This is a genomic window from Synechococcus sp. GEYO, from assembly GCF_900473955.1.
Lineage (GTDB): Bacteria > Cyanobacteriota > Cyanobacteriia > PCC-6307 > Cyanobiaceae > Synechococcus_C.
Map to the genome: position 1 here is coordinate 43,015 of NZ_UCNL01000011.1, position 19,761 is coordinate 62,775.

Below are 19,761 nucleotides of genomic sequence, written 5' to 3' on the forward strand. Positions count from 1 at the left end.
GGAATAATCGGACACTGTGCATGTACTTCTGTAAAGAAGCCTAGGCACTTTGTAAAGCTGTGTAACCAGGTGTATTTGCTTATCTTGCCAATCAAGCCGGATTGAGCCGAGGCAACAAGGCGTCAGCCTCCTGCAGCAGCACGGATGACCCCGACATCAGCCAGACCGAGAACACGGATGAATACGGCACTGATGACGCTGTAGGCCACAGCCCCGAGCACGGCACTGCGCAGTCCATCTTTCAAACGAAAACCATCTATCAACGACGCCGCCAAACCAAAAAGAATCACAGTGATCAACCAGTCGAACAGCCAGCTAACCGGGGCAATCAAACCGCCAAGACTGGTCACTGCCCAAGGCAGCGCCAAAACAAACTTCAGAGGCAGGATCAGGAGAGTGCCCAGCAAACCAATCGTGACGGCCGATGAAAGAGCTGCCTGGAACCCAGCCAGTTCAACTCCCAGAGGCATCGCCGCCACGAGCAGCAGAACCACAGCACGCACAGGCCATTGCAACAACCAACCGATCAGGCCCATGGGACTCGTGCGATAAGACTTAAAGGCTAAGTCTGGCCTTGGATTTCAGCAGAGCCGCGCCAACGCAAATCTTGGAGAAACCAATCAGCCAGTAACCAATACGCTGCTTGTTTTCAGAGAGCAAAGGCAACAACCGTGAAACCGGTCAGCAATTAAACGGTGATTAACCACATTCGGTGTTCAAGCCTCAGATTCCAAGTCGCTGGTCGCACGAAGAAAAATGGTGAGACCAACGACCGTGCCCAAAACGAGGAAGGAAAGCATCGGAGCAACGATCACGCTAAGTATTTGTGCTGATCCTAAGGGCATCTTGTGATCGCGCGGTGTCATGAACGACATCGCACTTCAACGAGGACGCCCGAAGGAACTCAGCACACCAGCTCAAAACAGCAAGATCTTCTTCGAAAGCGGCTGCAAATCCAGCTTCAGAGACCAGAGCCCAGTCATGCGTCATCCAACGAACCAAAATCAACAAGTGCCTGGTCTGCTTCCGCTTGATCCATTGAGACGGGTTCCAACACAACAGGATTGTTGTTCAAAGAAACACCAGCGTTGGAACATGCCGTGACAAGCAGTCCCAGGCTCAGACAAAGCAATAGAGCTGAGTTCATAAGACGAGTAGCAAGATTTTTGACAAACCCAGACATTGATCTGAAGCGTTGGCAAAGCGCAAACTAATCAAACGGAACAGAATCACCAGCAAGAACATCACACCAACAGGCACATTGATTACAGCAACCACAGTGGAGCGATGGAGTTAGTTCGAGAAAAGATGAAAGACATAGGACGTGAATAGCAGCTCACTTTGCTGAAAGATAGATTGTAAAATAAACGAAAGGTCGTCAAAGCTTGATGAGTCGCTTGACTCTGCTGCGCAGATCTATAAGACATGGCTCTAAAAGTGATCTCGCTCAGAGATCAAGGACAATCAGTCCTTGACTGGCAAACAAGTGATCGATAGCAAGGGATTGCAGACTTAGTTAGTGGCAAAGATTGACCAGAAAATTTGAAATGAATGATGGAAAGCGCCGACTTACTGCATTAGAAACACGGCTAAGCATATAACCCTAAGCATTATTACCTGAACAAAGTTTTGTGTGGCAAAGACCACTACTCACACAAATTACTCCTATAAAGCCGAGACAGTCGGAGGATTTTGATGAGTTTCACGCTCCCTACCGTTCTGATTGGAGTCAGCTTGTATCTGTTAATGCATGTTTTATTGTCGCCAGTAATGCAATAAACAAACAGCGGAGAGACTCGGTCGCGGACGAAAACCTTGGCCGAGCCTTGATTTCAGCCAGAATAAACAACATCAAGTCTCAAACAGCAACACGCTGCCAAGCCAGCTTGAGCAACCGTGCTGTGGCTGCATCGATCAGATTGAAACCAGCCAGATGGCGGCAGGCATGAACACGCAAGCAGGGCCGGCAGGACGTGGACGCACGATTCGCTGGACTTTGCTGACCAGTTCAGCCAAATAAGCCAATCTCTTGGTGATTTATACCCAGGGATTACCTCACTTCTTCAGCTTGTCTGCTTATTTGTCTGGGTTCGCTGACATTAAGGTGACAAGGTCAAACCGTTTGTCGTGCAGATGAGAGGCCAATCTCCGGCACCACTGTCTTGCCTGAAGTGGGGGATCGACGGAGAGTTGTCGGCACACGACGCAGCACTTCTCGTGAGCAGACTTGCATCATCTGAGAAATCAAGACGAGCCTTCAAGGATCATTTCGAAAGACGTCGACATCGCAGCACTTCTGATCAAGCATCACGTCAGGAATGACACTGACGATGAAAGGTAGAACGCCAATACCCACAACAAGTGAGTGATTGGTGAAAAAAACTGACGACCGAATGTGAATCAGCCATCACCACACATTGCGGTTTAAGCTGCTGCTGAAACAAAAATGACGTTGCCATGAAAGCACGGTGGGGAGTGATCGTCTTTGTAGTCATTGCACTTACTGCGCCACGCCCTGCTCAAGCTAATTTGAAGAACAACATCATCTTCAGCGGCTGCGCCGCAGCGATGCGAAAACAATATCAGCAGGCAAGCAAACAATTACTGCTAAGCCAACTCAACAAAACTTGCGATTGTGTGGTTGAGCAGATCAATAATCGAAAAAATATTGAACAAGCCAAAGCTTCTTGCATCAATTTAGAACAACCAATCAGTAACAACAAGAATCGACAATCGATCTAAACTATCATCAGATGAAACTCAATACTAAAGCTAACAAGATCAATACAACTCATTAACCAAGGGACATTTTCACTACTTATCACTCTCCAATTCTGCTGGCATTATTGAATACTCCACCCGATCATCAGAACAGCAGAGATCGGCATAAAAACGTTCGAGTTCGTCATACGCCTCGTCATACGTGCTGAAGCACCTGCGCGTGAGGTCGTCTTCAACGCCATCGTCGCGAATCACCCTCACCAGATGGTTTCGGTCGCTTTTCACCACAGCTGAGCTGAGTAGGAACACCGATTCTCGCGCCCAGCAAGGCAATCAGACTGAAGAGTGAGCGAAGAGAAAGACAAGCATGAAAGACCAACAGGTTGATGCCATGCCCTCAGGTCTGAGCGAAGAACAGGTCTCCCAGAAACTGGTCAGTGACCGGGAGCTGCTGAATGAAACCGTCCTGGCAGGAGAGGAATGCCGTGCTCGCAATGACCGTCAGACCTACTTCTGCATTGCCCGTGAATTGGTCGAAGCACAATTTGTTCTGGCCGATCAGGAATTGACACGCAGGCTCTGGCAAGAGGTGGGTGATCGAAACCTTGAGATAGGGCGCATCATCAACCTGCTCTACCGCTGCAGCAGCCATGCGGACGAGAGCGAAATGGTTGAGGTGGACGACGCTTTTCTGGAACTGACATTGAGCTGAACACCGACTGCCGTTGCCGTAAAGGCCGGACCTACCGATACTGCATGCACACCCTGCACAGGGACCCTTCAAGGAGCGACGAATGGCAGCGAAGCTCTATAACGTTCGATTTGAAACCGAGGGTGCAGACCTCTTTGTGGAAATGGAGGCGGAGGAGGGTCTCAACCGCCAGCATCTACTGGAGAGAGTGGTGGCAATCCTGGAGGACCGTCATGGCATGGAAACGGTCGACAACGATCAGGGCGACATGACCAGGGTGGATCACAGCGATGGAGCAACGCTCCTGGCCTGGCTTTCGATCTCCGGACAATCATCGCGGCAAGCCCTGGATGACGACGGTCTCGATGAAATTCTCACCTGTCTAGTGTTCATGTTGTTCCCACCGGTTGTGGAAACAAGCGTGCAAGACGAAAACAAGAAAGCCTTAGCCCTGGCTTGAGGCGCATTGAGCGCCAACAATCGTTGCTTTCTGATATTCGCCAAGGCTGAACTTCATTTTGGTCTCAAAATCAGCACGCGATCTGCCGTCACGAATAGCCGCGATGAGTCCTGCAACTGAATTTTCGTTCCGGTAGGAATCGTTACGACACGGCTTGATTCGCCAATGCCATGACAAAAAGGCAACCCGCTCCAACTCCATGGATGTCCAGACACTTCTTGCCAGAACTGCCAGGGGAACTGCCTTGCTCAAACATCACGAGGGCTTTGTTGTTTGCGATCCAGACGGGCAATGTCAATTTTGTGGTGATTTATACAAAGCCGAAGAACTAGTGCAGGAACTAGATGAAGGCTTTGACTATCCCTATTCCTCCGGCTTCCACGAAATCATGCATTAATCACAAACCAGTGAGCCGCAGTAAGCCCTTGGCATCAGCGATATGGCTGATCGGGATTCAAGTTCCTGACGGCTCATGCCCGTTTGAATGAACTGATCTCATGGCATGGCACGTGAGATTCAATCATGCCGAGCCTGCATGCAGGCATTAAGTATCGTGTGTATCAGAAATCCAGGTCGACTTCAACACATAAAGTGCTGAAATAAGATTAAAATCAAGAATATGAGATGGTTGTTATCCATACTTGGATTTGCCAGCAAAAGCAAACAGCCCAATCAGCAGAACAATTCACACGTATCCTTTCTTGCAGTTAACGTCCATACCGATCAGTTGATCTGCAATTGGAAGATCAGAGATGAAAGCAAGTCAATGATCCAAAGGGACTTTGAATCTGCACTCTTCATCAGAATGAAAGATATCAGCGGGGATCATTCGATATCATCCAAAATAGTACAAGTCTCTTTGAATCAAGAAAAAGCCAGAATCAACTTACCATTTAAAAGCGGTAAAATTCTTGTCGATCTTGGTTACAAGAGTGGTCTCGATTTCATGACTCTTGAGTATCAAGTTTTAGACCTTGGGCCTAAGGCAATGCCAACCACTCATGACGTGAATTGGTTTGCAAAAGAGTCTGAGGATATTCACGAGGAAATGTACAAACTCGCCACGGGTGGGCGGCCCTTGGGTGGATCAGAGATGGCGCACAACGATTGACCTCTATCCATGGAGACCAGTGAGCACACTGCTCAGTTGTGAGCAACATCACAGGTCTGGCTGCCTCAGGTCAACGAGTGAACCGGTGTGGTCGCGGATGGTGATGGCAACGGAGTTCCCTCCACCGCAAACTGTTCCATGTCTTTCCAGTCAGGCCTACTCGGCGCCGCCATCACACTGATAGGCGCTGTGTCTCTCAGCACTCCAGACGTGATGCAGACCCATAAAGTCCAACGACAGCGTGGCTCGGGAGAAGACATCAATCACCGCTTCAATACCGGTCTTCTCCAGACAGCCTCTGCCGATTCAGGCAACATCTGCCTAAGCGACAACGCAGAAACAAGCAGCAAGCAAGGCAGCAGTGGGCTTGTCAGCGTTGATTCAGGTAGCGTTCATTCATCTGAAGTCTCATTGATATGACGCATGAGAAGCCTTCTTTCTTCTCTTTCGAAGGAGAGATGGGTCGCATTGATTACTGGGGTAGCGCCATCTTCAGGTCGCTGATTGCAGGCCTGATTTTCTTCGTTGCTCTTGCCTTTGTTTTTAGAGGTTATTTCAGCAGCTCTTACGAAGAGTTATCAGCAGCAATCTCACAATGGGCTACAGATCACGCCGTCAGAGTGTGGTTGCTTGGTGAGATTTTGAACATCTTTCTATTCCTGCCGATTACCTGGAGACGATGGCGAGATCTGGGACCACGCTTAAAGAAAAACTGGCTCTACATCTCTGTTGTGAGCAGCCTGATGCCGGGATATGAAGTGTTCCCTTTTGTAGGGGTGCAGTCGCTGATCATCACCCTCGGGATCCTGTCGATTTATCCAAACTTCAAACTACTTTTCTGGCCCGGACAGCAATACGCAAAACAGCGGCAGAACGAACAGTCCTGAGTCATGCGCAGTGCAAGCCGCTTGCCACCACAAGCCATCAACATGCTCACCGAGCTAGCACTGAAGATCAACCAGGTTTGTGATGCAGGACCTTCTAACTGATCGCGCAACTCCTGGCATGGAGTGATTTTGATTTCCAAGACTGGGTGGACAGCAGACCACCGGCTGAACTTTGCCAGGGGGTCAAGGATGGTTTGATTTCCGAAAGGATGCTCCCTGGCGGCCGGGCATCGACCCCATGCAGCAGCTTCAATGGAGATGACCCGATGAATTACGTCTTGGACTGATGCACTCAGTGCATTTGTCAGGCAATGCGGTGCATGTGATGCAGCAACAGTGCCAGCCGGCTCGCCATGATCACGACGCGACCGTTCAGAGGTGGGCGTTCGCACGTGACGAACCCGACGGCGTATTGCGGAATGCAGCGTCGGGTGAGTCCACGTTGACGCAGATTCGAGCAGTTTTGCGGATCATCTGAATGACTTAACGAATCAGCCAGCGCATGCATTTCAATCTGCAGCCTTATCAGCAGAGCCACCGAATCACTGGCCTAGCCGAGCTGACGGCTCTCGAGAACTACTGCTCCCAGCATCAGATTGAGGTGGAACGCATTACGAAAGCGGAGCTGGATGCCTCGATCGATCCAAACACCACAACTGCCCGGTGTGTTTTGGAGTCTGAAGGAGGAGTGTGTCTGAAATTCACCGCACATAACGGAGCCGTGATCACGATTCGAGCTTCTGAGCATCTGATGGAGCTGTACCGGCAGCCGCGCAGCAGTGATCGCAATCCGCAGGATTTCCCTTAAGCCTTAGAACAGGGCCATTACTGATCCAGCACTCCCGTCGCCAACAGCAGCCAGACCATCCCCGCAAACAAGAGATAAGCCACCAGCAGAGGATTGGAGCCAAGCGTCGCAATCAGCAGACAGGCGATCGCGCCACTGACGACAAAACCAATCAGCGAATTCCACCTCTGTTCGTGCGTCTGCTTCAAGGCGTGTGGATAATGACAGGACCGGAGACAGGGTCAGTGACTCCAAGCTCTGGTGAGAGCTCCTCAAAAAAGTCGCGGACTGCATTGAGATGCTCAATCATCTGAGGCTTTGCAGCAACGAGTTTCTCTTCGCTCTCCCAGAGGCCGACAAAGCAATAGGAGGGTTCACCTGTCTTGGCCCAGTAGGCATCAAGCATCCCTTCGGGATTGACCCATTGCTTCGTTACGACGATCAAGTTGTCTTCGCAGCCTTCTTTGCAGCGAACACGAACGTTGTTGAGAAATCGTGCTGCCACTTGAATTTTCAGACTTCAGGGAGGCTGCCAGACGGTTGCGCTGATGTCTGTGACCAATGCGCCTGAGTGAAAAAGCTGAACTCAGTAGTAACGGCCGGGATATTCACCGGGGTGATCAACGCGTGTGACGCGCACCCCCGCAGTGCTGCGGCCGGACAACATCAGCAGATCGCAGCCAGACACGGCAAAACCCAGCTCCTGAGCCAGCTGCGCCACTTCATCCGCCGTGACAGCCGCCTGAACCCTCAACTGCAGGACCGGATCACGGCCCAGGTGCTCAAGAAACTGCTGCACCGGTGATGCGGTCATCGCTGCTGATGAACTGGTGCAATTGAACACGATCCTCAGCGGATGCGTGAAAGCGGGTCATTGTTTGCAGAGATCGCGTTTCTGGAGACGAGCCCCATGCTGAGTTCCCTGCTCAACATCCTCTGGGTGGTGCTCGGCGGCCTGATGATGGCTCTGGGCTGGTGGCTGGCCGGACTGATCTGCGCAATCACGGTGGTAGGACTGCCCTGGGCTCGCTCCTGTTTTGTGATCGGGCGTTTTTCGCTCTGGCCCTTCGGACAGGAAGCCGTAAACCGCAGTGATCTGCGGGGCCACGATGATCTAGGCACCGGATCTCTGGGCTTTATCGGCAACGTGCTCTGGTTTCTGGTGGCGGGATGGTGGCTGGCGATCGGCCATCTGAGCTCCGCCGTGGCCTGCTTCGTGACCATCGTGGGCATCCCCTTCGGAATTCAGCACATGAAGCTGGCCCTGATCGCCCTGGCTCCTGTGGGGATGACCGTTGTACCTGTGCGCAACGTTTGATCGCCGCTGACCAGCGGCCTTCAGAAAGGCAGATAGAGAACATCTGAGCTGCAGCGTTCCAACGCCTCACGCACATCTTCGAGCTCCTGTTGCTCTGCTTCGAAGTTGCGACCTGGCGGCACCACAAGCTCGCCAGCGGCATCGAGATGAATGTTGGCGCTGAACCACGATGCGCCTGAGGGCAGAAACGCCCGACAGCTCATCGCACCATCTGCTCCCTGCTTGCGCTCAATCAACCAGCCATTGACCCGGTCAAGCTCGGTGTAACTGTCGAGACCCGCAGAGCAAGGATGCGCCAACAGCACCAGCGTGGCTGCACTTCTGCACAGCGCCGCCAGGAGATCTGATGGGGCATGGCCGAGCCTCAAGAACGTTCCTCCTCAGTGAGGTACTCCTCAACGATGGGAGAGCGATCACCGCGTTCTAGGGCTGCGATCTCACGTTCGATGTTGTCGATAAACAGCTGATTACCGTTGCGCCTGGCCACCTCCAGAACGGTACGCAGACGCTCAAGCTGCATCAGGTTCTCGTCGTCCATGGACTGCACATCGCAATCAGGGCAGCCAATCATGGATGGCGCATCATCAGCAAGCCCGCACAAACAGAACGGCCAAACGGTCGGCGTCGCTGCAACAGTGACAGGTCAAGATCCGTTAAAAAGGGTTGACACGAACAATAGACATGGCCCTCGGATACGGAGTAATCGGCAGCGGATACGTTGGCACCGCCGTGGCTATGCGCATGAAAAGGGCCGGCCAGCCCGTGACTGCCACCACACGCTCAGTAGAGAACGTGCTCGAATTGCAGCGACTGATGGATGACGTGCGCCAACTCGACATCACTGACCCCGATCCGGAACTTTCCTTCCTTGCCGATCTGCAGGGCCTGCTGATCAGCGTGGCACCCACCAGACAGAACGATGGCTACAGCGATGTTTTCGCCCGCGGCATGCGCAACCTGGCTGGCGCACTGCGGCGCAGAACCAGCACACAACCCCTGCACATCACCTACATCAGCAGCGTCAGCGTCTACGGAGACCGGCAGGGAGAAGAGGTGTGGGAGCACTCAGCGGTGGACTCCAGCTCTCCGGTGAACAGCATGCTCGCGGCAGCGGAGGAACTGATGCTCGACATTGACCGCCCCGATACCTCGATCTGTGTGCTGAGGCTGGGCGGGATTTATGGACCCGGCCGCGACATGGTGGGCATGATTCGCGAGGCCGCTGGCCAGCAGGTGCCCAAGAACGGCAATGCCATTAATGCCTGGAGCAGTCTTGTCGACATCGCCAGGGGTGTGCAGTTCGCAAGCGAACAGAAACTGACAGGCATCTACAACCTGGTCGACGACATGCAGCTGAGTCGCCGGGAACTCTCCACTCTCATCTGCGATCAAGATGGCCTGCCTCCCGTGCTCTGGAGCCACTCCAGCTCAACGAGCGAACGCAGCATGAATGCCCGTGTTTCGAACCAAAAGATCAAGGAATCCGGCTTCAAGCTGATGTCACCATCGATGCTGGAACCAGCCATTGTTTGAAATGCTCAATCAGCGAATGACCAATCGCTGACAACAGGCTGAATGGGTATTCATGCACACATCAGCTCCAATGATTGAGTCGCGATGATATGCAGAATCAATGCGGATATCATGGCGAATCAACAATCAATTGAAATCATTCAATGCGCTTGCCTAGACACAGGAATCGCCTTTTTTAGCGATCCCCTCATCAGCCATGAAACGCTGGTCGCGGATGTGACGCCCAACCGACTTGCCGAGTTGTTCTGTCATCGCCACCAAACCGACCAGTTGACGGTTCTGAGCGGCAGACTGGATCTGGTGATTCTTCAGAATCGCCAGTTTCAGTTAATTCGCATGAAGCAAAAGGATCGAACCTGGGTCCGCATTCCGCCGAGAATTCCGCATGCCGCCATCGTCCGGGGCGATCAGGCTGCAACCGTGGTGAATGCGGTGTTACGCCATGGCCCGGTTGACCCACGCGACTATCAACCCAGACCCATTCCACGCGCCTTGATCCCTCAGTGGCAGGCGCTGCAGAGCCTGGACGCAGCTAACCGATCATGCGCTGGCGCACCAGTGCATCCCACAGCTGGGCGGGGATGAACCGCTGCAACACCAACACTTCCGACTCGCTGCCGCAGCGGTAGCGAGGTTTGGGACTGGACGTCTCCAGAGCCGAGACGATGGTGCTGGCCACCAGCTCCGGCGATGAACCCCGGCGAAAGCCCTCAGCCCAGCTGGCTGCAACACGACGCATCATCGGCCCCCACACCGGATCGGTCGACTGCTGCTGCAAGGAAGCCTCACTCACCGCTTCGAAGCCGGTGCGGATCAACCCAGGTTCCACCAGCACCACCTGCACCCCGAAGCGATGCAGCTCAAGACGCAGAGCATCACTGATGCCCTCCAGCGCATGCTTACTGGCTCCATACCAGCCGGCACCGGGAGTGACAAAACGGCCGGCAATCGATGACAGATTCACGATGCGGCCGCGACGCCGTTCACGCATGGGCGGCAGCAGCATCTGAGTGAGACCGATCAACCCAAACACATTCACTTCAAACATCGCTCGGGCACGCTCGATCGGCATGGTCTCCACCGGACCCGTCTCCCCATAGCCGGCGTTGTTCACCAGGGCATCCAAAGCACGAACCTGGCCGCTGACAGCGTCGGCCAGCTGCCGGCAGGACGCCTGATCAGCGAGATCAAGCGGCAACACCTCAGCGCCGCGACAGCGTAAGGACTCCATCGCCTCAAGCCGACGCGCAGCAGCGAAAACTCGCCAACCACGGTCGAGCAACCGGTGAGCTGTCGCCAGGCCAATGCCGCTGGACGCTCCAGTGATCAAGACGCTGGGCCTGGAGTTGGATCGGGACGCTGTCATCTCACTTATGGCAAGCCGCGCGGAAACGCTCGGACGAACTGGTGCTGCCATGCTTGGTACGCCGGCCAGTCACTCGCTTGCGCCAGGCACGAAAAGAGCCTGACTTGAGCTGGGAGCGCATCAGAGCGATCACTGCAGCTTCAGACAGGCCGAACTGGAATTCAATGGCTTCGAACGTGGTGCGGTCTTCCCAGGCCATTTCGATCACGCGATCGATGTCTTCAGAGGTGAGCTGGTCGAGCAGGCCGCAGTCCATTGAACGGTCAGATCAGTGATCGGGATGCTCAAACAGAGCCACTGCCCGGTCGGACTCGCTGAGCACGCGGGCACTGGAGGCCGGCTCAAGCTCAGCAGCCGGCGGCACGGAAGGAAGCGCAAAGGCTTTCTCCAACTCGGTTCTGGCAGCGCCGAAGGGGTAGGTCATGAATGCGGCAGTGAGACGGAAGGGCTAGCGAACCACCCTTAACATTGCGCAACATTAACCATAAAAGCCGCCTAGCGGGCAGCGCAGAACGAACTGGGCACGCAAACGAAACTGATTCTCATCAGCAGATTTGCACTCCTGACTGTGATTCTCAAGTGCATATTTACAACTACTGAATGTGATTCTCAAAAGCATATTTTGATCCTTTAATGTTCGGTTTTTACCCTTATCTTTCGCTCTTTTGTGATGTAGAACTGATTCATCCCTCCAAGAGGTTCGACATGACAAATTCAGCTACCGCTCAAGCCACCATCACCGTTCCCGTCGGTCCTGCAGGCCGGGCCATGGCCGAGCCCATGTCCTCCGAGATGCTCGATCTCATGCAGGCTCACCTCAACCTGGAGCGTCAGTCCGCTGCTGCCTATTTCGCTGCTGCCATCTGGTTTGCTGAACGCGAGCTGGTCGGCTTTGCCGAGCATCTCCGCGATGAGGCCAAACAGGAAGAGCAACATGCTGCCAAGTTCGCCGATTACCTGATCTCCAGAGGTCAACGGCCTGTTCTCGACACCGTTGAACCGCCTCGTCAGCAATGGCCTGATGTCGAGCAGGTGATCGCCAATGTCTTCCGCATGGAAGCTGATGTCACCGCTTCCGTTCTGCAGCTCTACGGCACCGCTGAGCAGGATCTCGACCGCCGCACCTCGGTGTTCCTTGATCCCATCGTTGATGATCAGCGCCTTTCTGAGCACGAAGCCGCTTATCTGCTGGGTCGCGTCAAGTTCGCCGCAGGCAACCCTGCTGCCGTGATGATCATCGACGCCGAGCTCAGAGAAGGTGACGCCAAGCCCGCCAAGCTCGAAGCCTGATCCAACTCACAACAACCCAAAGCCCCGCTCACCGCGGGGCTTTGCTGTGCGCTGGCTCCACCAAACACCGATGCCCAGCTTCAGGCTCGGACCAGCTTGTACAGCGCCCAGAGTGCAGCCGCAGCAAGCAGCCAGTAGAGCCATGACCACTGCAGCCAGACAGCGGCGATGAGGCCCAGGGCGAACAACGCCAGAAATCTCCCGAAGGTCACACCAAGCTGAAAAAGATCTCCCATCTAAGCCAACTCCAGCCTGATTTCACAGCCCGCATCAGCATGGCGATGCTCCGTAAGGTTCACAGCCAATCACGCTGATTGAATGAACGTTGACCCAGAGCTGCAGAAGCAGGCACGCAAAAGTCTGCGCGGCACGGACCCCTCAATCGCCAAGTACATGCAGATGCTCGAGCACGAGGTCTGCCACCTCGAGAAGCTCAACGCGCAGCTGAACCAGGAGGTCCAGGCGCTTCAACAGCGCCATCAAGCCTGAACGAATCCCTACAGACGTTGTCGTCAGGCAATTCTGAGAATCGCGCTGATCAGGTTCGGGCGTTGCCGCAGTTCGGCAGTGAATTCACGGGCCAGATCCCTGGCCTCCATCGCATCAGAGGCATAGACGCAACCTTCGAGCGTGGCTCCGCTGAGATCCCGGTAGCGCACCAGGTAGCGGTTCGTCGTTTGAACTGGTGACATCAGTTGACTCCTGCTCTAAGCGAACCCAAAACGGCGAGCGGCGCTGGCTTCAGCCTCGCGTCTGATCTGCACAATCGCTTCGCGGGCAAAAGCCTTCTCGTTTTCCTGCGCGGTGATGATCTGTTTGGTGAGCTGACGCAACTGCTCAATGTCCTCACAGGCATCAATCTCGCGAAACGCAGATTCGAGATTGAATTTCTGCTCAACCGACAAGCGATGGTTGGTCATGGTGCAGAGACGGCAAAAGCCTCACTTGAGTGAGACGTTGATTGGCTGAATCCAACGATCGCCATTCCTGGGCTCGATCGTGACAGTGAAATCCGCCCCGGGCCGAACACACGGTCAGGCCCGGGGCGTGATAAGCCAACCTTTGTCGAGGCCAGCCAGGCTCAGAATCCGAGCTGATTGAGGATGCCCTGGCCGGTGAGCAGTTCGGTGCCGAGGCCAATCACGAAGCCAAGCATGGCAAGACGGCCATTCCATGTTTCAGCGAAGTTGACGAAGCCGAAGCGGCGTTGGGTGGTGTCAGTCATGGTTTCAGGTGCAAGTGTTGTTGACGCAGACGTACATCAAGGAGATCAACCGGCATAGTTGCAATCACAGTGCTCATGGTCATGGCATGGCTCCCTGTTGGTATGACCATTGGCGCAGGCCTGCGAGCAGAAGAGCTGATTGCCACGCCGCATGGCGGTGGATTCCTCAACGGCGCAGGTACAGTCGGGGCAGGCGCACTGAAGCAGAACTGCTGTCATGGGTGTCTCCGGGAAGGACCTTTTCGTTCTATGCCTGTCGCACTGCAGGGAGCAGAGGGGACAGCCGACCTCAGAGGTACGGTTTCAGGATCTTTCCAGGCGGGTTGGGTGAGAGCAGATTCACAGGTTTTTTTCATCTGACTGACCCGCATCACAGCTGCCCATCACAGCTGAGCAACACATCGATCAGGTCTCAGTAGCCGTTGTCACCGACGAAGAGATTTCGGCTGGCCAGCATGACGACATCACCACCGTTGGAGTTGGGCTCATGAAAGCCAACAGCAACCGTTGCCAGGACCTGAACAAGCAGCTGGCCATGTATCGCGCCTTCCGCGACATGGATGGCGTGGCAGCAGTGACCCGCGAGCTGCAGATGGACGCCTGCGCCTGCCCGGTCAGGAACTGAGCCCGATCGAGGCAACCAGCGTGGTCAGGCACGCCGCAATCGCCTGAAACCGCCGAGACTGCCTGGAGCAAGTCAAAGCCGTTGTTCGATCAGCAACTGCTATTCCCAGGAAGCGAAGCCATCCAACCGGCTTGCCCGGTGCCTTTCTGCGAGAGGGCTCCCACCGGAATCGAATACATCGGTAACGCGGTTGATCTACCCGATCCTGATTCGATGGCACTGTCCATTGGGTTTGATCTGGAAACGTTCAACCGCCGCACTGATCTGTGGCGTCATAAAGCCAGCCTCAGCCCGTCTCTGGGTGGCGAAATCCGTCTGGCTCAGCTCACGACGGCTGACAGCAACAGCACGCTGGTGGTCGATGTGGCGGTGATCGGCCAAGCCGCCATCGACTGGCTGCGCAGGCTGGCGCGCAACCCGGAGCGCAGGCTGGTGGGCCACAACCTTCTGTTTGAAGCCACCTTTCTGATCGCTGCTGGAATCAGGCCGCTGTGCCAGTGGTGGGACACGATGCTGGCCTGTCAGATCATCGGCGACTTACCGAGCAGCAGCCTGGCCGCCGCGTCTGCGCACTACCTGAAGCGTGAGCTCGACAAGAGCGAACAGACCAGCGACTGGGGGAATGCCCTCAGCGCCAGCCAGCTGCGCTATGCGGCTCTGGATGCCGAAATCGTGCTGCCTTTGGGGCGTGAACTCCATCAACAGCTGGTGGCCACGCAACAAGTCGCAGTGCATCGGCTCGATTGCTCAATGATCAGTGCCTGCGCCGATGGTCAGGTGCGAGGGCTGGCGGTTGATGTCGAAACAGCACGCGACTCCAGAACACGTGCTCTCAGGGAACGGCAACGCTTGGCGGCTGAGGTGCAGAAGACGCTCGGAATTGAGAATTACAGAAGCCCGGACAAACTTCAGGAGGCTCTGAGTGTTCACCTGGGAGAGCGCGTTGAAAACACCAAAGACCGGACTCTGAACACCTACCGTCCCGATCCCGTCATCGAGACGTTGCTCCAGCTGAAGGCGCTGGATCAGGAGCTGAAAGAGGTGAACTGGCTGCTCGAGGAAGCCCAGCTCACGGATGGCCGCGTCCGCCCCCACTACCGGATCATTGGTGCCAGCACCGGCCGCATGAGCACAAGCGCTCTGATCCGCGAAACCAGCAGTCAGGTTCCCTCCGATACCGAGCGGTTCAAAACAGGCCAAAGACAAGGCGAACCCAAGGCCGTGAAGCTTGGGCAATGCGGGTTCAATTTCCAGGGCATCACTGGCGATCGCAAAAAAGCCCTGGGCACCGGCAATCCCGACAGCGTGCTGATGGACCTCGACTGGTCATCGATTGAGATCCGGCTCCAGGCCAGCCCGCAGCTTTACAACGACGATGGTCAGCGCAGGATCCTGTTGGATGGCATTGACCCGCATGCCTACATCGCCAGTCAGGCCTGCGGACGCGAGATCACCAAAGCGGATCCGGAACGCTCGACGATCGGCAAACGTGCCAATTTCGCCCTGGCCTACGGCTGTGGGCTCTCGGGTGTTCGCAAATTGCTCTCCCGTGCTCGCGGTGAGCAGGTCACGGAGACTGAAGCCCAGAAGGTCTACGACGCCTGGCATCGCCTGCACCCACAAATGAGCCTGGAGATGGACAGGTTCTCCAACAGAAGCGTCACCGAAGTGCGCAGCATTGCGGGGAGACGGATGACATTCCGCAGTCAGCAGGCAGGCCCGGATGGCATCAGAGCGATGCAACCGCTGGGACGCACCAACGGGATCAATTTCCCTGTTCAGGGTTCTGGTCGTGATCTGCTCGCCGCTGCCCTTGGTGACCTCTGGCCAGCACTGGATCGCTTCGCAGGTGTTCACATCGTTGGCCTGATTCACGATGAGATTCTTCTCGAGGTTCCAAGGGATCTGGTGGACGAGGTGAAAGCAGTGGCCTTGGCCTCGATGACCTCAGAAAAGCTTCAGAAGCAATACCTGGGTGACATTCCCCTGGAGGCAGATTGCAACATTGCAGAGAGCTGGGGAGAAGCTCACTGAGAGGGACGCTTGCATCGAAAAGGCCAATTCCTTACCAGCATGAGGTAGGACTCTGCGAGTTCATCTGCTACATCCGCAACCGATGAGATCCACGAAAGGTTGAGAGCCCGACGAGCTCAAGACTTGTTATTCATGGGCGGCAGGGTATAAATATGAATGACGAATTCTTCTACCTGAAATGCTCACTGGTGCCGATCTGCTTGCCAAGGTCAAAGAACTAGGAGATGTCTCTAAAACTGATTTGGCAACTGCCTGTGGGTATGTCTCCAAGAAGAAAGACGGCTCTGACCGTGTGAATTTCACTGCCTTCTACGAGGCACTGCTGAATGCCAAAGGAATCGAACTCGGTGGCGGTTCTGCCGGCATGGGCAAAGGTGGTCGCAAACTGAGCTACACCGCCAAAGTGCAAGGCAACGGCAATCTCCTGGTTGGCAAGGCCTACACAGCCATGCTGGATCTTGCTCCTGGCGATGAGTTCGAGATCAAGCTGGGTAAAAAGGCGATCCGCCTGATTCCTGTGGGCGGTGAGGAAGAAGGCGAAGAGTGATCGGGCTAACAAAGCAAATCACCACTTAGTCGATGGAAGGCAGGGTTGCTAATCAGCCCTGCCTTTTCTGCTGTTAAGGCCAAGCGAAGCGACCTCATGGCCCATCCCTTAAAATGCTGCTCCAAGCAAACCATCAGTGAGCCCAGAAAAACTCCACTGGAAAGACTTATCTCTTGACGAGCTGGAGCAGGTTCTGAAGTCGGAAGACGTGAGTGGTGAGCCAGAGGAATATGAGTACATCAGGCGCGATGGAGCACTGCATCTGTTCAACGACGAGTGCTCAATCGAATTAATGCTGAACAACGAGCAAGCGGCTTGAGCCATACAGGTCGGGTTAAAAGACAGTGTCGTTGAAGCCTCTCGAGGCAGCTAGAGTTTCTCAATTCTTGAGTCAACCTTGCTGAGCCTGATCCCTCCGTATTATCTGGTGGCACTCGGCCTAGGGCTGGCATCGATTGTTGTGGTTCTCTTTTATTCCTTCACGCGCACAACCAATTACGAAGTGCAGGAGAAGCTAAAGAAAGCGCAACTCAGGAAGCAGCGGCAGCAGGCCAACGATCTCTAAGCCTCAATCGTTTCTTTGATCAACCCATGCTGAAGGTTGAACTAAGGGCCGCCAAAGTTCCAGGCCTGCCTGGATGGTTTGCAGATCATTTTTGGCTGCTGGTGATTCGCGACGTTGAAGCCAGCGATCATGAAACTTGTGATCGATGGGAAGTCTGGCAATTTGCGCGCCAGAACGATTCCTGCTGGGGGCATCTGCACAAGAACCTTCTGTCTCCCTACCAAGGTGTTGGCAATGGTCCATCACGTTTAATCCAGCAATGGGTTGGGGATGAGGCAATCAGCATCACAGAGAAGATTGAATCCTCCCCTAACCACTACCCCTTCACCGAGACCTACCGATACTGGCCGGGCCCGAACAGCAACACCTTCGCGCAATGGATCGTTCGCGACAAGACGAGGCTCGATCGTCGAGCCGTTGGGAAAAGCTTCCCTGTACCAGAGATCGCCTGATGCAGACTCAGGCCATCAAGAACGACAACGACAACGCACAGAAGCGAACACTGACCAGTTCGATTGTGTCAGTGAAATGACATTAAATTGATGCCAAACTGCGGCAACAATCTTCTTTCACGGAAAGCATGATTGGGCCGAAAAAATCACTTGTTGGCGATTTACATCAACAATCTGAAGCAGCCATGAAGCCTGCTTGCGACAACAAGGTTGTCGGTTCAGGCTGAGTCCATGAAATCTGAATTCACGATTCGCCCGGCCCTTCCCGTTGACATTCCAGTGATCAACGACTGGGCGAGAAGTGAAGGGTTTGCCCCTGGGGCAGGAGATATTGGGATTTATCGCCAAACCGACCGCCAGGGCATCTGGACCGGCTGCCTGGGTGAAGATCCAATCGGATGCATCGCAGGCATCCGCTACAACCATGCCTACGGATTTATCGGGCTCTACATCGTGCGCCCCGATCAGAGAGGCCGAGGCTACGGAGTGAAGCTCTGGCGAGAAGCTCTTGACCACCTCCATGACGTGAGCTGCGTTGGGCTCGAAGCAGCCGAAAACAGGATTGATGATTACTCAAACTGGGGGTTTCAACCGGCTTCCATAACGACGCGGTGGCAGCTTGAGCTTGACTCTCTTCCTCATCAGATCAGAGCTCTGGAACGGCCGAGAGGGCTCAGATTGATTCATGGCGATGACATCCCAGAACCCGAGGTTCAGATCTATGACGCTGATCGTGAACTCAACCCCCGACCGCACTTTCTGTCTGATTGGCTGCATCACCCAGCCGGTGATGTCACGGCACTGATTGACAGTCAGCAGGACTGCCACGGTTTTGCCCGAATCCGCCCCTGCCTGCTGAAAAACGAAGCGGGCTGGCGCATCGGCCCCTTACTGGCGGATTCCCCTGAACTGGCCGAGCTGTTGATTATGGATCTACTCAGTGCCAGAAAGGGATTGGTGATCATGGATTCACCGGGTGGCAATGCCCTGGCCGCGCCGCTGCTGCAGAAACTTGGTTTCAAAGCCGTTGGCCGCACGCTGCGGATGTACCGCGGCGTGATGCCATCTAGGCAGCTGGATGAGGTATACGGGCTGGCCTGCCTAGAACTTGGCTGATCAGATCAAAAACCCAGCGCCATCAGCAAACCCTGGTGGAGCAGGGCTTCGCTGCCGATCAGAGCAACAAAGCCGAGCATGGCCAGACGTCCGTTCAGGCGTTCAGCTTTTGCCAGGTGTTCAAGGCGCATCTGTGCAGCGGCAAGGTCTTGCCAGTAGCGCTCATCAGCCAGAAGAGTTGGAGTTGTCATGGCTGTCTCCGAGTGGGACCTGATCGGTCTATGACCCTTCGATGACGCTTGGGAGAGGTGACAGCCGCCCTTGGAGGTTCGGTTTCAGGACCTTCTCGGGCAGGTCGGTCAGGAGCAGAGTCACCCGTTTTGATGGACTGCTCAGCGGGATTGAACAGCAACAACGGCCAATATTCATTGGTCAAAGGATGTCGGCGACACATTGACTGACCCCGCTGAGGTGGCAGCTTTGAGGTCCAATGAGTCAGAGGTGGCTGATTGGTCGTTCGGGCGCTGGTGGGACAGCGCCAGGACGTATGGACACCCGCAAATGATTCAGTGGTTGGGATGCATTTCACCTGTGCTGGTGCTTCAGGTGATGCAAGGCTTTTTAGGCAGCTGTTGCCAGGTTGTAAGTCCAATCTGATGGTCGATTGGTCGCCTAGGTGGGACCGGTGCTGAACGATTCAGCACCGGGCTAGTCGGAACTCAGCCAGCCCGCAAAGGGCGATGGCGAAGCCTTGATTCACTCCCCTGGCTACAGATGGCAGGAAGTCATTCAGGGGCACAAGCAGCGGATCAGCATGGAAGTAAGGCTGCTAACTCTGGCCCTGATAACAGTGGCCATTCGGCTTTTCGGCAATGCCAGCGTTATGGTCCTCACGGGGCTTGACCCGCGACCGGTCGCCGTGCGTAAGCGGTTGTTGGCCTGGATTATATCCCTGGGCGCTGCTGGGCTGGCGATGCTGCTGGCTCCTGTTGTGAGCAGCCTGTGAACGTCAAACTGAGTTGATCAGAGCTCCGCAACTTCATAACGACGGCAGCAGCGTTGTCATCCCCCGTTGTTCACGCCCAGTGAAGTC

General features: G+C 54.8%; 38 protein-coding genes. 20 read left to right on the forward strand and 18 right to left on the reverse strand.

Annotation, left to right across the window (positions count from 1 at the left end; genetic code table 11):
• Window positions 1–122: 122 nt before the first annotated feature.
• Window positions 123–536: a phage holin family protein gene (locus DXY37_RS11105; protein ID WP_115126736.1), complete on the reverse strand. Its 414-nt coding sequence runs from the start codon at window positions 534–536 to the stop codon at window positions 123–125.
• 1,921 nt (window positions 537–2,457) lie between these two features.
• Here DXY37_RS11105 and DXY37_RS11115 point away from each other — a divergent pair.
• Window positions 2,458–2,742: a hypothetical protein gene (locus DXY37_RS11115; RefSeq protein ID WP_136975603.1), complete on the forward strand. Its 285-nt coding sequence runs from the start codon at window positions 2,458–2,460 to the stop codon at window positions 2,740–2,742.
• Between the two features lie 72 nt (window positions 2,743–2,814).
• On the opposite strand, the gene DXY37_RS11120 is transcribed toward DXY37_RS11115, so the two are convergent.
• The gene (locus DXY37_RS11120; protein WP_136975604.1) at window positions 2,815–3,006 is read right to left on the reverse strand and encodes a hypothetical protein; all 192 of its coding nucleotides are present in this window, start codon (window positions 3,004–3,006) and stop codon (window positions 2,815–2,817) included.
• A gap of 82 nt (window positions 3,007–3,088) precedes the next feature.
• On the opposite strand from DXY37_RS11120, the gene DXY37_RS11125 reads away from it, so the two are divergent.
• From DXY37_RS11125 to DXY37_RS11140, 4 genes are all read left to right on the forward strand, one after another.
• Window positions 3,089–3,433 carry a hypothetical protein gene (locus tag DXY37_RS11125; protein WP_244277102.1) on the forward strand — a complete coding sequence of 115 codons (345 nt, stop codon included), beginning with the start codon at window positions 3,089–3,091 and terminating at the stop codon, window positions 3,431–3,433.
• Between the two features lie 82 nt (window positions 3,434–3,515).
• Entirely contained in the window at window positions 3,516–3,872 is a 357-nt protein-coding gene (locus tag DXY37_RS11130; protein WP_067098364.1) for a hypothetical protein, read from the forward strand.
• Between the two features lie 199 nt (window positions 3,873–4,071).
• On the forward strand, window positions 4,072–4,269 hold the full coding sequence (locus DXY37_RS13110) for a hypothetical protein (protein WP_136975605.1): 198 nt from the start codon (window positions 4,072–4,074) through the stop codon (window positions 4,267–4,269).
• Window positions 4,270–4,500: 231 nt separating this feature from the next.
• On the forward strand, window positions 4,501–4,983 hold the full coding sequence (locus tag DXY37_RS11140; protein WP_136975606.1) for a hypothetical protein: 483 nt from the start codon (window positions 4,501–4,503) through the stop codon (window positions 4,981–4,983).
• A 65-nt stretch (window positions 4,984–5,048) separates the two neighbouring features.
• Here the strand turns inward: DXY37_RS11140 and DXY37_RS13115 are convergent, their stop codons facing one another.
• Window positions 5,049–5,243 carry a hypothetical protein gene (locus DXY37_RS13115; RefSeq protein ID WP_136975607.1) on the reverse strand — a complete coding sequence of 65 codons (195 nt, stop codon included), beginning with the start codon at window positions 5,241–5,243 and terminating at the stop codon, window positions 5,049–5,051.
• Between the two features lie 156 nt (window positions 5,244–5,399).
• Between DXY37_RS13115 and DXY37_RS11150 the strand changes: the two genes are divergently transcribed.
• The gene (locus DXY37_RS11150) at window positions 5,400–5,870 is read left to right on the forward strand and encodes a DUF805 domain-containing protein (RefSeq protein ID WP_115126743.1); all 471 of its coding nucleotides are present in this window, start codon (window positions 5,400–5,402) and stop codon (window positions 5,868–5,870) included.
• Window positions 5,871–6,174: 304 nt separating this feature from the next.
• Here the strand turns inward: DXY37_RS11150 and DXY37_RS11155 are convergent, their stop codons facing one another.
• The gene (locus DXY37_RS11155; RefSeq protein ID WP_115126744.1) at window positions 6,175–6,378 is read right to left on the reverse strand and encodes a hypothetical protein; all 204 of its coding nucleotides are present in this window, start codon (window positions 6,376–6,378) and stop codon (window positions 6,175–6,177) included.
• Between DXY37_RS11155 and DXY37_RS11160 the strand changes: the two genes are divergently transcribed.
• Window positions 6,373–6,678, forward strand: coding sequence for a hypothetical protein (locus DXY37_RS11160; RefSeq protein ID WP_115126745.1), 306 nt, complete (start codon window positions 6,373–6,375; stop codon window positions 6,676–6,678). The genes DXY37_RS11155 and DXY37_RS11160 overlap by 6 nt on opposite strands.
• Before the next feature lie 17 nt (window positions 6,679–6,695).
• On the opposite strand, the gene DXY37_RS13430 is transcribed toward DXY37_RS11160, so the two are convergent.
• The 3 genes from DXY37_RS13430 to DXY37_RS11170 form a co-directional block, all read right to left on the reverse strand.
• Window positions 6,696–6,866, reverse strand: coding sequence for a hypothetical protein (locus DXY37_RS13430; protein ID WP_170951870.1), 171 nt, complete (start codon window positions 6,864–6,866; stop codon window positions 6,696–6,698).
• Window positions 6,863–7,162, reverse strand: coding sequence for a hypothetical protein (locus tag DXY37_RS11165; RefSeq protein WP_115126746.1), 300 nt, complete (start codon window positions 7,160–7,162; stop codon window positions 6,863–6,865). Before DXY37_RS11165 ends, DXY37_RS13430 begins: the two co-directional genes overlap by 4 nt.
• An 81-nt stretch (window positions 7,163–7,243) precedes the next feature.
• Entirely contained in the window at window positions 7,244–7,471 is a 228-nt protein-coding gene (locus DXY37_RS11170; protein WP_115126854.1) for a Nif11-like leader peptide family natural product precursor, read from the reverse strand.
• A gap of 96 nt (window positions 7,472–7,567) precedes the next feature.
• Here DXY37_RS11170 and DXY37_RS11175 point away from each other — a divergent pair, with 96 nt between their 5' ends.
• Window positions 7,568–7,975: a YccF domain-containing protein gene (locus tag DXY37_RS11175; protein ID WP_115126855.1), complete on the forward strand. Its 408-nt coding sequence runs from the start codon at window positions 7,568–7,570 to the stop codon at window positions 7,973–7,975.
• A 20-nt stretch (window positions 7,976–7,995) separates the two neighbouring features.
• Here the strand turns inward: DXY37_RS11175 and DXY37_RS11180 are convergent, their stop codons facing one another.
• Complete coding sequence (locus DXY37_RS11180) at window positions 7,996–8,343, reverse strand: hypothetical protein (RefSeq protein WP_115126747.1); 348 nt, start codon at window positions 8,341–8,343, stop codon at window positions 7,996–7,998.
• The gene (locus DXY37_RS13435; RefSeq protein WP_170951871.1) at window positions 8,340–8,513 is read right to left on the reverse strand and encodes a hypothetical protein; all 174 of its coding nucleotides are present in this window, start codon (window positions 8,511–8,513) and stop codon (window positions 8,340–8,342) included. Before DXY37_RS13435 ends, DXY37_RS11180 begins: the two co-directional genes overlap by 4 nt.
• 143 nt (window positions 8,514–8,656) lie before the next feature.
• On the opposite strand from DXY37_RS13435, the gene DXY37_RS11190 reads away from it, so the two are divergent.
• Window positions 8,657–9,508, forward strand: coding sequence for an NAD-dependent epimerase/dehydratase family protein (locus tag DXY37_RS11190; protein ID WP_115126749.1), 852 nt, complete (start codon window positions 8,657–8,659; stop codon window positions 9,506–9,508).
• Between the two features lie 111 nt (window positions 9,509–9,619).
• Entirely contained in the window at window positions 9,620–10,093 is a 474-nt protein-coding gene (locus DXY37_RS11195) for a cupin domain-containing protein (RefSeq protein ID WP_115126750.1), read from the forward strand.
• Here the strand turns inward: DXY37_RS11195 and DXY37_RS11200 are convergent.
• Genes DXY37_RS11200 through DXY37_RS13440 form a run of 3 tightly spaced genes read right to left on the reverse strand, consistent with a single transcriptional unit; the run spans window position 10,041 to window position 11,298 of the window.
• On the reverse strand, window positions 10,041–10,874 hold the full coding sequence (locus DXY37_RS11200; protein ID WP_115126751.1) for an SDR family NAD(P)-dependent oxidoreductase: 834 nt from the start codon (window positions 10,872–10,874) through the stop codon (window positions 10,041–10,043). The genes DXY37_RS11195 and DXY37_RS11200 overlap by 53 nt on opposite strands.
• Window position 10,875: 1 nt before the next feature.
• Window positions 10,876–11,130 (reverse strand): TIGR03643 family protein, encoded by a 255-nt coding sequence (locus DXY37_RS11205; RefSeq protein ID WP_115126752.1) that lies wholly within the window; start codon window positions 11,128–11,130, stop codon window positions 10,876–10,878.
• Between the two features lie 12 nt (window positions 11,131–11,142).
• Window positions 11,143–11,298 (reverse strand): hypothetical protein, encoded by a 156-nt coding sequence (locus DXY37_RS13440; RefSeq protein WP_170951872.1) that lies wholly within the window; start codon window positions 11,296–11,298, stop codon window positions 11,143–11,145.
• 281 nt (window positions 11,299–11,579) lie between these two features.
• On the opposite strand from DXY37_RS13440, the gene DXY37_RS11210 reads away from it, so the two are divergent.
• On the forward strand, window positions 11,580–12,164 hold the full coding sequence (locus DXY37_RS11210; RefSeq protein ID WP_115125399.1) for a ferritin: 585 nt from the start codon (window positions 11,580–11,582) through the stop codon (window positions 12,162–12,164).
• An 80-nt stretch (window positions 12,165–12,244) separates the two neighbouring features.
• Here the strand turns inward: DXY37_RS11210 and DXY37_RS13445 are convergent, their stop codons facing one another.
• Window positions 12,245–12,400, reverse strand: coding sequence for a hypothetical protein (locus DXY37_RS13445; protein WP_170951863.1), 156 nt, complete (start codon window positions 12,398–12,400; stop codon window positions 12,245–12,247).
• 82 nt (window positions 12,401–12,482) lie between these two features.
• Between DXY37_RS13445 and DXY37_RS13450 the strand changes: the two genes are divergently transcribed.
• Entirely contained in the window at window positions 12,483–12,653 is a 171-nt protein-coding gene (locus DXY37_RS13450; RefSeq protein WP_170951873.1) for a hypothetical protein, read from the forward strand.
• A gap of 23 nt (window positions 12,654–12,676) precedes the next feature.
• On the opposite strand, the gene DXY37_RS11215 is transcribed toward DXY37_RS13450, so the two are convergent.
• From DXY37_RS11215 to DXY37_RS11230, 4 genes are all read right to left on the reverse strand, one after another.
• Complete coding sequence (locus DXY37_RS11215; protein WP_170951874.1) at window positions 12,677–12,856, reverse strand: hypothetical protein; 180 nt, start codon at window positions 12,854–12,856, stop codon at window positions 12,677–12,679.
• Between the two features lie 15 nt (window positions 12,857–12,871).
• Entirely contained in the window at window positions 12,872–13,084 is a 213-nt protein-coding gene (locus DXY37_RS11220; protein ID WP_115126753.1) for a hypothetical protein, read from the reverse strand.
• A 161-nt stretch (window positions 13,085–13,245) separates the two neighbouring features.
• On the reverse strand, window positions 13,246–13,389 hold the full coding sequence (locus tag DXY37_RS11225) for a chlorophyll a/b-binding protein (RefSeq protein ID WP_066907841.1): 144 nt from the start codon (window positions 13,387–13,389) through the stop codon (window positions 13,246–13,248).
• A gap of 45 nt (window positions 13,390–13,434) precedes the next feature.
• Entirely contained in the window at window positions 13,435–13,608 is a 174-nt protein-coding gene (locus DXY37_RS11230; protein ID WP_115126754.1) for a conjugal transfer protein TrbI, read from the reverse strand.
• Window positions 13,609–13,876: 268 nt separating this feature from the next.
• Here DXY37_RS11230 and DXY37_RS13455 point away from each other — a divergent pair, with 268 nt between their 5' ends.
• The 7 genes from DXY37_RS13455 (at window position 13,877) to DXY37_RS11260 (ending at window position 18,728) form a co-directional block, all read left to right on the forward strand.
• A complete protein-coding gene (locus tag DXY37_RS13455) occupies window positions 13,877–14,014 on the forward strand; it encodes a hypothetical protein (RefSeq protein ID WP_170951875.1) in 138 nt (45 codons plus the stop codon).
• Between the two features lie 81 nt (window positions 14,015–14,095).
• Complete coding sequence (locus DXY37_RS11240; protein ID WP_115126756.1) at window positions 14,096–16,048, forward strand: DNA polymerase; 1,953 nt, start codon at window positions 14,096–14,098, stop codon at window positions 16,046–16,048.
• Window positions 16,049–16,226: 178 nt separating this feature from the next.
• On the forward strand, window positions 16,227–16,595 hold the full coding sequence (locus DXY37_RS11245; RefSeq protein WP_067093102.1) for an AbrB family transcriptional regulator: 369 nt from the start codon (window positions 16,227–16,229) through the stop codon (window positions 16,593–16,595).
• Between the two features lie 136 nt (window positions 16,596–16,731).
• Window positions 16,732–16,914, forward strand: a complete 183-nt coding sequence (locus DXY37_RS11250; RefSeq protein ID WP_115126757.1) for a hypothetical protein — start codon at window positions 16,732–16,734, stop codon at window positions 16,912–16,914.
• A 78-nt stretch (window positions 16,915–16,992) separates the two neighbouring features.
• Window positions 16,993–17,160: a hypothetical protein gene (locus tag DXY37_RS13460; RefSeq protein WP_170951876.1), complete on the forward strand. Its 168-nt coding sequence runs from the start codon at window positions 16,993–16,995 to the stop codon at window positions 17,158–17,160.
• 26 nt (window positions 17,161–17,186) lie between these two features.
• Window positions 17,187–17,612: a DUF3750 domain-containing protein gene (locus tag DXY37_RS11255; protein WP_115126758.1), complete on the forward strand. Its 426-nt coding sequence runs from the start codon at window positions 17,187–17,189 to the stop codon at window positions 17,610–17,612.
• Between the two features lie 231 nt (window positions 17,613–17,843).
• Window positions 17,844–18,728, forward strand: coding sequence for a GNAT family N-acetyltransferase (locus DXY37_RS11260; RefSeq protein ID WP_115126856.1), 885 nt, complete (start codon window positions 17,844–17,846; stop codon window positions 18,726–18,728).
• 5 nt (window positions 18,729–18,733) lie between these two features.
• Here DXY37_RS11260 and DXY37_RS11265 read toward each other — a convergent pair whose 3' ends face one another.
• Complete coding sequence (locus tag DXY37_RS11265; RefSeq protein WP_115126759.1) at window positions 18,734–18,919, reverse strand: chlorophyll a/b-binding protein; 186 nt, start codon at window positions 18,917–18,919, stop codon at window positions 18,734–18,736.
• A gap of 500 nt (window positions 18,920–19,419) precedes the next feature.
• Here DXY37_RS11265 and DXY37_RS11275 point away from each other — a divergent pair, with 500 nt between their 5' ends.
• Window positions 19,420–19,674: a hypothetical protein gene (locus DXY37_RS11275; RefSeq protein WP_115126760.1), complete on the forward strand. Its 255-nt coding sequence runs from the start codon at window positions 19,420–19,422 to the stop codon at window positions 19,672–19,674.
• Window positions 19,675–19,761 lie beyond the last annotated feature (87 nt).

Bases quoted from the DNA above. Each gene is read 5' to 3' on its own strand.
- DXY37_RS11105 (WP_115126736.1), bottom strand. From the start codon at position 536: ATGGGCCTGATCGGTTGGTTGTTGCAATGGCCTGTGCGTGCTGTGGTT.
- DXY37_RS11115 (WP_136975603.1), top strand. From the start codon at position 2,458: ATGAAAGCACGGTGGGGAGTGATCGTCTTTGTAGTCATTGCACTTACT.
- DXY37_RS11125 (WP_244277102.1), top strand. From the start codon at position 3,089: ATGAAAGACCAACAGGTTGATGCCATGCCCTCAGGTCTGAGCGAAGAA.
- DXY37_RS11130 (WP_067098364.1), top strand. From the start codon at position 3,516: ATGGCAGCGAAGCTCTATAACGTTCGATTTGAAACCGAGGGTGCAGAC.
- DXY37_RS13110 (WP_136975605.1), top strand. From the start codon at position 4,072: ATGGATGTCCAGACACTTCTTGCCAGAACTGCCAGGGGAACTGCCTTG.
- DXY37_RS13115 (WP_136975607.1), bottom strand. From the start codon at position 5,243: ATGTCTTCTCCCGAGCCACGCTGTCGTTGGACTTTATGGGTCTGCATC.
- DXY37_RS11150 (WP_115126743.1), top strand. From the start codon at position 5,400: ATGACGCATGAGAAGCCTTCTTTCTTCTCTTTCGAAGGAGAGATGGGT.
- DXY37_RS11160 (WP_115126745.1), top strand. From the start codon at position 6,373: ATGCATTTCAATCTGCAGCCTTATCAGCAGAGCCACCGAATCACTGGC.
- DXY37_RS11155 (WP_115126744.1), bottom strand. From the start codon at position 6,378: ATGCATGCGCTGGCTGATTCGTTAAGTCATTCAGATGATCCGCAAAAC.
- DXY37_RS11170 (WP_115126854.1), bottom strand. From the start codon at position 7,471: ATGACCGCATCACCGGTGCAGCAGTTTCTTGAGCACCTGGGCCGTGAT.
- DXY37_RS11175 (WP_115126855.1), top strand. From the start codon at position 7,568: ATGCTGAGTTCCCTGCTCAACATCCTCTGGGTGGTGCTCGGCGGCCTG.
- DXY37_RS13435 (WP_170951871.1), bottom strand. From the start codon at position 8,513: ATGGACGACGAGAACCTGATGCAGCTTGAGCGTCTGCGTACCGTTCTG.
- DXY37_RS11190 (WP_115126749.1), top strand. From the start codon at position 8,657: ATGGCCCTCGGATACGGAGTAATCGGCAGCGGATACGTTGGCACCGCC.
- DXY37_RS11195 (WP_115126750.1), top strand. From the start codon at position 9,620: ATGGCGAATCAACAATCAATTGAAATCATTCAATGCGCTTGCCTAGAC.
- DXY37_RS11200 (WP_115126751.1), bottom strand. From the start codon at position 10,874: ATGACAGCGTCCCGATCCAACTCCAGGCCCAGCGTCTTGATCACTGGA.
- DXY37_RS11205 (WP_115126752.1), bottom strand. From the start codon at position 11,130: ATGGACTGCGGCCTGCTCGACCAGCTCACCTCTGAAGACATCGATCGC.
- DXY37_RS13440 (WP_170951872.1), bottom strand. From the start codon at position 11,298: ATGACCTACCCCTTCGGCGCTGCCAGAACCGAGTTGGAGAAAGCCTTT.
- DXY37_RS11210 (WP_115125399.1), top strand. From the start codon at position 11,580: ATGACAAATTCAGCTACCGCTCAAGCCACCATCACCGTTCCCGTCGGT.
- DXY37_RS13445 (WP_170951863.1), bottom strand. From the start codon at position 12,400: ATGGGAGATCTTTTTCAGCTTGGTGTGACCTTCGGGAGATTTCTGGCG.
- DXY37_RS13450 (WP_170951873.1), top strand. From the start codon at position 12,483: ATGAACGTTGACCCAGAGCTGCAGAAGCAGGCACGCAAAAGTCTGCGC.
- DXY37_RS11215 (WP_170951874.1), bottom strand. From the start codon at position 12,856: ATGTCACCAGTTCAAACGACGAACCGCTACCTGGTGCGCTACCGGGAT.
- DXY37_RS11220 (WP_115126753.1), bottom strand. From the start codon at position 13,084: ATGACCAACCATCGCTTGTCGGTTGAGCAGAAATTCAATCTCGAATCT.
- DXY37_RS11225 (WP_066907841.1), bottom strand. From the start codon at position 13,389: ATGACTGACACCACCCAACGCCGCTTCGGCTTCGTCAACTTCGCTGAA.
- DXY37_RS11230 (WP_115126754.1), bottom strand. From the start codon at position 13,608: ATGACAGCAGTTCTGCTTCAGTGCGCCTGCCCCGACTGTACCTGCGCC.
- DXY37_RS13455 (WP_170951875.1), top strand. From the start codon at position 13,877: ATGAAAGCCAACAGCAACCGTTGCCAGGACCTGAACAAGCAGCTGGCC.
- DXY37_RS11245 (WP_067093102.1), top strand. From the start codon at position 16,227: ATGCTCACTGGTGCCGATCTGCTTGCCAAGGTCAAAGAACTAGGAGAT.
- DXY37_RS11255 (WP_115126758.1), top strand. From the start codon at position 17,187: ATGCTGAAGGTTGAACTAAGGGCCGCCAAAGTTCCAGGCCTGCCTGGA.
- DXY37_RS11260 (WP_115126856.1), top strand. From the start codon at position 17,844: ATGAAATCTGAATTCACGATTCGCCCGGCCCTTCCCGTTGACATTCCA.
- DXY37_RS11265 (WP_115126759.1), bottom strand. From the start codon at position 18,919: ATGACAACTCCAACTCTTCTGGCTGATGAGCGCTACTGGCAAGACCTT.